Genomic DNA, 7,569 nt, shown 5'->3' with positions numbered 1-7,569 from the left:
GCCAGGGTCTGGCCGTCGGCCTCATAGGCGCGGGCATGCACGGTGCCCGTGCGGATCTGCTGTTCAGGCGGCAGATCCTTGAGGCTTTGCAGGCTCGGGTGATTCAAGGCCGTCAACGCTGCCTTGGGCTGGTTGCGGGCCATCGCCAGTTCAGCCGACAGGGTGCTGGCAAATACCTGCGCCGCCGGTTTCAGGACGTCCAGTGGCACCTGGGCAAGAATCTGCGCCGAGCGTCCCGGATTGTTTTGGTGGAACGCCAGGTCAGCCGCACTCAAGCGCAACAGCGCGGCTTTTTCCGGAGTCTTGGCCGAAGTCGCCTGTTCGAGCAGTTGCTCGATGCTGGCATCCGGAGTCCGGGGGAGGTCGCCAAGGCTGGACGAGGGCGAGCTGGCGCAAGCCGCCAACAGGGCAGCGAGGCAGAGGGCAGAGAACAGCCGCAGGCAAGCGATCATGTAAGTGTTCCTGATACCGATCAAATTAGCGTGGAATTGTACCCAAGCACTGGCCGGGGCGCGATGTTACTGGCGTGAAACCGTCTATTTAGGTCGTGTAAATGTTGCAGGACCCAATAGGCGGCTGAAATCGAACCCTCCCCGAGGGCATATATTCAAGGCGTCTACGCGCTACAATGTGGCTTTTGCCAACCATCGAGGTGTGCGTTTTGACTGCTCCAGGTCCTTTGAATTCCACTGCAGGCTCGCTTTTTGTCGTGGCGACGCCCATTGGCAACCTGGACGACATCAGTGCGCGTGCGCTGAAAGTGTTGCGCGACGTAAAACTGATCGCGGCTGAAGACACTCGGCACTCCCAGCGGTTGATGCAGCATTTCGGTATTCCGACCCCCTTGGCCGCCTGTCACGAACACAACGAGCGTGAAGAAGGCAGTCGTTTTATCACTCGTTTGTTGGCGGGTGATGACGTGGCGTTGATCTCGGATGCGGGTACGCCGCTGATTTCCGACCCTGGCTATCATCTGGTTCGCCAGGCGCGGGCGGCTGGTATCAATGTAGTGCCTGTTCCGGGAGCGTGCGCGCTGATTGCTGCATTGTCTGCTGCCGGCTTGCCGTCGGACCGGTTTATCTTCGAAGGCTTCCTGCCTGCCAAGGCCGTCGGGCGCCGGGCGCGCCTGGAACTGGTAAAGGAAGAGCCACGCACGCTGATCTTCTACGAAGCCCCGCACCGCATCCTTGAGTGCCTGCAGGATATGGAGCTGGTGTTCGGCGGCGATCGCCTGGCACTGCTGGCGCGGGAAATCACCAAGACCTTCGAAACCCTCAAGGGCTTGCCGCTGCAGGAACTGCGCGAATTTGTCGAGGGCGACAGCAATCAGCAGCGCGGCGAGTGCGTAGTGCTGGTAGCCGGCTGGTCGGCGCCGGAAAGCGAAGATGCCGTGGGCAGCGAGGCAATGCGCATTCTTGACCTGCTGCTCAAGGAGATGCCATTGAAGCGCGCCGCTGCATTGGCCGCGGAAATAACCGGCGTACGCAAGAACGTCCTGTATCAAGTGGCGCTGGATAAACAAAAGGGCGAATAGTTCCGGGTTCTAACCTGCACTCCGTCTGAACATGATGGCATTAGTGTCTTTTAATACTTGTTCTAACGCCGCCGTGCCGTTAACCTGCGCGGCGGAGAGTCGATTGGACAGTCGCTGCCTTCTATGAAAATTAGAGGGGGGAGGAAAGTCCGGGCTCCATAGGGCGAAGTGCCAGGTAATGCCTGGGAGGCGTGAGCCTACGGAAAGTGCCACAGAAAATAACCGCCTAAGTACTTCGGTACCGGTAAGGGTGAAAAGGTGCGGTAAGAGCGCACCGCACGACTGGCAACAGTTCGTGGCTAGGTAAACCCCACTTGGAGCAAGACCAAATAGGGTCCCAAGGCGTGGCCCGCGCTGGGACCGGGTAGGTTGCTAAAGATGTCCAGTGATGGCCATCGTAGACGAATGACTGTTCAAGACAGAACCCGGCTTACAGATCGACTCTCCACCTTTTTTCCTTCTGTCCGAATCTCGGGCAGGAACCTGGTAGTAACGCGAGAATCCCTCCCTGCTGAATCGTCAGCAGATGCGTCTTCGTAATACCGAAAAAATCTTACTCTTAATAAATTACTTTAACTTTAAGCCTTAGCTCTTTGAGCTATTTGGTGTTGTTGAGTCAAAATCGCCGTCAAACTCTCGTTTCTCCTCCCTTTACCTTCCTAAATCTCCGTTCTGTAAGGCTTTTCCTTGAATCCGCGCCTTGACGGTGTGGTGGGCGCATTCCTATAGTGTGCGCAAGTGGCGGAAAGTGGCACAAAGTGGGTTTTTTGAACGTAAAACGCTAAAATTTGGAGAAACGCATCTGTGTTTCGCGGAGCTAACGCTATCAGTCTCGATGCAAAAGGCCGTCTCGCCATGCCGAGCCGGTATCGTGACGAGCTCATTTCGCGAAGTTCCGGGCAATTAATCATCACCATCGATGCCGTTGATCCCTGTTTATGTGTGTACCCGCTCGATGAGTGGGAGCTGATTGAAACCAAGTTGCGTGCACTGCCCTCACTGCGTGAAGAGAACCGCCGCCTGCAACGCTTGCTGATTGGTAATGCCGTCGACCTCGAACTCGATGGCAGTGGTCGTTTCCTGGTTCCACCGCGTCTGCGCGAATACGCCAAATTGGACAAGCGCGCGATGCTGGTAGGCCAACTGAACAAGTTCCAATTGTGGGACGAAGATGCCTGGGATGCTGTTTCTGCAGCTGACCTGGCTGCTATTCAACAACCGGGCGCCATGCCTGATGAACTGCGTGATTTGATCCTGTGACTATTGATAGCGGCTTTAACCACATCACCGTACTGCTTGACGAAGCCGTTGAGGCTCTCGCCGTACGCGCGGATGGCTGCTATTTGGATGGCACCTTCGGCAGGGGCGGGCACAGTCGGCTGATCCTCAGCCAGCTGGGTCCGGACGGTAAGCTCCTCGGGTTCGACAAAGACCCTCAAGCGATTGCCACCGGGCAAGCGCTAGCGGCCGAAGACGGCCGCTTTGTCGTTGTGCAGCGCAGCTTTGCCGAGCTCGGTGCAGAAGTCGCCGAACGTGGCATGGCGGGCAAGGTGGCCGGGGTTCTGCTGGACCTGGGCGTGTCTTCCCCACAGCTGGACGACCCTGAGCGTGGCTTCAGTTTCATGAACGACGGCCCGCTGGACATGCGCATGGACCCAAGCCGTGGCATCAGCGCCGCGCAGTTCATCGCTACCGCTCCCCACGAAGAAATCACCCGCGTGTTCAAGGAATACGGCGAAGAGCGCTTCGCTGGCCGCATGGCGCGTGCCGTGGTCGAACGCCGGGAAATCCAGCCGTTCGAGCGCACGGCCGACCTGGCTGAAGTGCTGAAAGTCGCCAACCCTGCATGGGAAAAGGGCAAGAACCCGGCAACCCGTGCGTTCCAGGGTCTGCGTATTCACGTCAACAACGAATTGGGCGACCTGGAAGCCGGCCTCGAAGCCGCCCTGGAAGCCCTGGAAGTGGGCGGTCGCCTGGTGGTGATCAGCTTCCACTCCCTGGAAGACCGCATCGTCAAATTGTTCATGCGTCGCCTGGTCAAGGGCGAGTCCGACAACCTGCCGCGCAACCTGCCGGTGCGTTACGAAGCTTTTGTGCCGAAAATCAAAATCCACGGCAAAGCGCAGTTCGCTTCCGAAGCCGAACTCAAGGCCAACCCACGTGCCCGTAGCGCTGTCATGCGCGTTGCGGAGAAGTTGCGGTGAGCAAGCTTTTCGCCAAGCCCCTCCCGGGCGGCAGCTTCTTTATGTTGCTGCTATTTGTTGGCGTGCTGGTGTCCGCGATTGCGGTGTCCTACAGCGCCCATTACAACCGCCAACTGCTCAATACCCTGTACGGGGAGTTGAGCGTGCGCGACAAGGCGCAGGCGGAGTGGGGCCGGTTGATCCTCGAGCAAAGTACCTGGACGGCCCACAGCCGCATCGAAGTGCTGGCCACTGAACAACTGAAGATGCACATCCCGGGCGCTGCAGAAGTTCGCATGGTGGCGCCATGATGAAACTCGAGGGCGCACTCTACCCGTGGCGTTTCCGCGTAGTGCTGGGGTTGCTGGCACTGATGGTGGGCGCGATTGCCTGGCGGATTATCGACCTGCAAGTGGTGGACCGTGACTTCCTGATCGGCCAGGGCGATGCCCGTAGCCTGCGGCATATCCCGATTCCTGCACACCGCGGCCTGATCACCGACCGTAACGGCGAGCCCCTGGCCGTCAGTACCCCGGTGACCACCCTGTGGGCCAACGCCAAGGAAATGCAGACCGCCAAGGACAAATGGCCGGAACTGGCTGCCGCCCTGGGCCAGGACCCGAAAGCCCTGAGCGAACGCCTCGAAGCCCAGGCCAATAAAGAATTCATCTACCTGGTTCGCGGGCTCACCCCCGAACAAGGCCAGCAAGTACTCGACCTTAAAGTCCCCGGTGTCTACGGCATCGAGGAATTTCGGCGTTTCTACCCGGCCGGCGAAACCACTGCCCATATGGTGGGTTTCACCGACATTGATGATCACGGTCGCGAAGGCGTGGAACTCGCCTACGACGAATGGCTGGCCGGGGTTCCCGGCAAGCGACAGGTCATCAAGGATCGGCGCGGCAGACTGATCAAGGATGTCCAGGTCACCAAAAACGCCAAGGCCGGTAAGCCCTTGGCGTTGTCGATTGACCTGCGCCTGCAATACCTGGCCAACCGTGAGCTGCGTAACGCGATCATCGAGAACGGTGCGAAAGCCGGCAGCCTGGTGATCATGGACGTGAAGACCGGCGAGATTCTCGCCATGGTCAACCAGCCGACCTACAACCCGAATAACCGTCGCAACCTGCAGCCGGCGATGATGCGCAACCGCGCCATGATCGACGTGTTCGAGCCGGGTTCGACCATGAAAGCCATTTCCATGAGTGCCGCCCTGGAAACCGGGCGCTGGAAACCGGCCGATAAGGTCGAGGTTTACCCGGGCACATTGCAGCTGGGCAAATACACCATTCGTGACGTGTCGCGCACCGAAGGTCCGGTGCTGGATTTGACAGGTATCCTGATCAACTCCAGTAACGTGGGCATGAGTAAAGTCGCCTTCGATATCGGCGGCGAAGCCATCTACCACCTCGCGCAGAAAGTCGGCCTGGGGCAACCCACCGGCCTGGACTTCCCGGGCGAACGTGTGGGCAACCTGCCGAACTACCGTGACTGGAAAAAGGCCGAAACCGCCACGCTTTCCTATGGTTATGGCCTGTCGGTGACAGCCATCCAACTGGCCCACGCCTTCTCGGTGCTGGCCAACAACGGCCGCATGGTGCCGCTGAGCCTGATCCACCTGGACGAGGCGCCGCCTGCGACCCAGGTGATCCCGGAAAACGTCGCGAAGACCATGCAAGGCATGCTGCAACAAGTGATCGAAGCACCGCGTGGCGTGTTCCGTGCCCAGGTGCCGGCGTATCACGTGGCAGGCAAGTCCGGTACCGCGCGTAAAACCGCCGTGGGCACCAAGGGCTACGCCGAAAACTCCTACCGCTCGCTGTTCGCAGGCTTCGGCCCGATGAGCGATCCGCGCTACGCCATCGTCGTGGTGATCGATGAGCCGAGCAAAGCCGGTTACTTCGGTGGCCTGGTATCGGCGCCGGTGTTCAGCAAGGTGATGTCCGGGACGTTGCGCCTGATGAACATCACGCCGGACAACCTGCCGGCTACCCAACAAGCGAACGCCGGCCCGCCGGCCGCTGCTGTAAAAGCCAATGGAGGGCGCGGCTGATGTCTCTGAGCCTGAACAAGATTTTTGCCCACGCCGGCCGCGATCTGCTGATTCGCGAGTTGACCCTGGACAGCCGTAATGTGCGTGCCGGCGACCTGTTCCTGGCAGTGCCGGGTGGCAAGTTCGACGGCCGTGACCATATCGCCGATGCGCTGCAACGCGGCGCTGCGGCAGTAGCCTATGAAGTGGAAGGCGCCACCGTGCTGCCGATCACCGACGTGCCTTTGATTCCGGTCAAGGGCCTGGCTGCGCAACTGTCGGACATCGCCGGGCGCTTTTATGGCGACCCGAGCCGCACCCTGAACCTGGTGGGCGTGACCGGTACCAACGGCAAGACCAGCGTGACCCAACTGGTCGCCCAGGCGCTTGACCTGCTGGGTCAGCATTGCGGCATCGTGGGCACCCTGGGCACAGGTTTCTACGGAGCGCTGCAAAGCGGGCTGCACACCACGCCTAACCCGATTGCCGTGCAAGCGACCCTGGCCGACCTGAAAAAGGCCGGTGCCAAGGCGGTTGCCATGGAAGTCTCGTCCCACGGTCTGGACCAGGGGCGCGTGACTGCCCTGGCGTTCGACGTGGCGGTGATGACCAACCTGTCCCGCGATCACCTGGATTACCACGGGACCATGGAGGCCTACGCCGCCACCAAGGCTCGGCTGTTTGCCTGGAATGACCTGAAGTGCCGGGTGGTCAACCTGGACGACGAATTCGGTCGCCAACTGGCCGCCGCCCAAGGCGACGGCCGCCTGATCAGCTACAGCCTGGAAGACTCCAGCGCCTACCTGTATTGCCGTGAAGCCACCTTTGATGACGAAGGCGTGCGCGCCACGCTGGTTACGCCGCAGGGCGAGCACCATTTGCGCAGCACCTTGCTCGGGCGTTTCAACCTGAGCAACGTATTGGCCGCCGTCGGTGCCTTGCTTGGCCTGGATTACGCCCTCGACGAAATCCTGCGGGTGTTGCCGAAGCTCGAAGGCCCGGCCGGTCGCATGCAGCGCCTCGGCGGCGGCACCCAGCCGCTGGTGGTGGTCGATTACGCCCACACGCCGGACGCCCTGGAAAAAATCCTGCAGGCCCTGCGCCCCCACGCCAAGGGTAAATTGCTGTGCCTGTTCGGCTGTGGCGGTGACCGCGATCGCGGCAAGCGCCCGCTGATGGCGGAAATCGTCGAGCGCCTGGCCGACGGTGTGCTCGTCACTGACGACAACCCGCGCAGCGAAGACCCAAGCCAGATTTTCGATGACATTCGTGTCGGCTTTAAAGATGCGTCCAAGGCGACGTTCGTCGCCGGTCGCGGTGCAGCCATCGCCCAATTGATCGCCGGCGCAAGTGCTGACGACGTGGTGGTGCTGGCCGGTAAAGGTCACGAGGACTATCAGGAAATCAACGGCGAACGCCACGCCTTCTCCGATCTGGTCGAGGCTGATCACGCCCTGACCGCGTGGGAGGTGGCCCATGCTTAAGCCGCTTAAATTCAGCGAACTGACCCAGGCCTTGTCGGCCCGCGTGCTGTCGGCTGATTGCAGCTTTGATGGCGTCAGCATCGACAGCCGGACGATCAAGCCCGGGCAACTGTTTGTCGCCTTGGCCGGCCCGAGTTTCGATGGCCATGACTACCTGAATGACGTCGCTGCCAAAGGCGCTGTCGGCGCTCTGGTGCAGCGCGAAATCGCTGACTCGACGCTGCCACAATTGCTGGTCGCCGACACCCGCCTGGCCCTCGGCCAACTGGGGGCGCTGAACCGTGCCGCCTTCACCAAGCCTGTTGCGGCGATCACCGGTTCCAGCGGCAAGACCAC

8 protein-coding genes and 1 other RNA gene are annotated in these 7,569 nt (G+C 60.5%); 8 read left to right on the top strand and 1 reads right to left on the bottom strand.

Annotated features, from left to right (window positions below; translation table 11 throughout):
- Nucleotides 1–452, bottom strand: a 452-nt coding sequence (locus HX846_RS25605; RefSeq protein WP_178966335.1) for a penicillin-binding protein activator, incomplete at its 3' end; no start/stop codon positions are given.
- Nucleotides 453–628: 176 nt separating this feature from the next.
- On the opposite strand from HX846_RS25605, the gene rsmI reads away from it, so the two are divergent.
- The 8 genes from rsmI to HX846_RS25565 all read left to right on the top strand — a co-directional run.
- Complete coding sequence (gene rsmI, locus HX846_RS25600) at nucleotides 629–1,534, top strand: 16S rRNA (cytidine(1402)-2'-O)-methyltransferase (protein ID WP_161635740.1); 906 nt, start codon at nucleotides 629–631, stop codon at nucleotides 1,532–1,534.
- 95 nt (nucleotides 1,535–1,629) lie between these two features.
- Nucleotides 1,630–1,983: RNase P RNA component class A (gene rnpB / locus HX846_RS25595), an RNA gene on the top strand.
- A 355-nt stretch (nucleotides 1,984–2,338) separates the two neighbouring features.
- A complete protein-coding gene (gene mraZ, locus HX846_RS25590) occupies nucleotides 2,339–2,794 on the top strand; it encodes a division/cell wall cluster transcriptional repressor MraZ (protein WP_003171868.1) in 456 nt (151 codons plus the stop codon).
- The gene (gene rsmH, locus HX846_RS25585) at nucleotides 2,791–3,738 is read left to right on the top strand and encodes a 16S rRNA (cytosine(1402)-N(4))-methyltransferase RsmH (protein ID WP_003216201.1); all 948 of its coding nucleotides are present in this window, start codon (nucleotides 2,791–2,793) and stop codon (nucleotides 3,736–3,738) included. Before mraZ ends, rsmH begins: the two co-directional genes overlap by 4 nt.
- Nucleotides 3,735–4,028 carry a cell division protein FtsL gene (gene ftsL / locus HX846_RS25580; protein ID WP_003216203.1) on the top strand — a complete coding sequence of 98 codons (294 nt, stop codon included), beginning with the start codon at nucleotides 3,735–3,737 and terminating at the stop codon, nucleotides 4,026–4,028. Before rsmH ends, ftsL begins: the two co-directional genes overlap by 4 nt.
- On the top strand, nucleotides 4,028–5,770 hold the full coding sequence (locus HX846_RS25575) for a penicillin-binding protein 2 (protein WP_166742205.1): 1,743 nt from the start codon (nucleotides 4,028–4,030) through the stop codon (nucleotides 5,768–5,770). Before ftsL ends, HX846_RS25575 begins: the two co-directional genes overlap by 1 nt.
- Nucleotides 5,770–7,233 carry a UDP-N-acetylmuramoyl-L-alanyl-D-glutamate--2,6-diaminopimelate ligase gene (locus HX846_RS25570; protein WP_003216207.1) on the top strand — a complete coding sequence of 488 codons (1,464 nt, stop codon included), beginning with the start codon at nucleotides 5,770–5,772 and terminating at the stop codon, nucleotides 7,231–7,233. Before HX846_RS25575 ends, HX846_RS25570 begins: the two co-directional genes overlap by 1 nt.
- Nucleotides 7,226–7,569: Mur ligase domain-containing protein (locus HX846_RS25565; RefSeq protein ID WP_256739928.1), on the top strand; the 344-nt coding region annotated here is incomplete at its 3' end. The genes HX846_RS25570 and HX846_RS25565, both read left to right, overlap by 8 nt.

The organism is Pseudomonas sp. K5002 (assembly GCF_013386655.1).
GTDB lineage: Bacteria > Pseudomonadota > Gammaproteobacteria > Pseudomonadales > Pseudomonadaceae > Aquipseudomonas.
The sequence above is the reverse complement of the archived record's forward strand: the minus strand, read 5'-3'. Positions and strand labels throughout refer to the sequence as shown.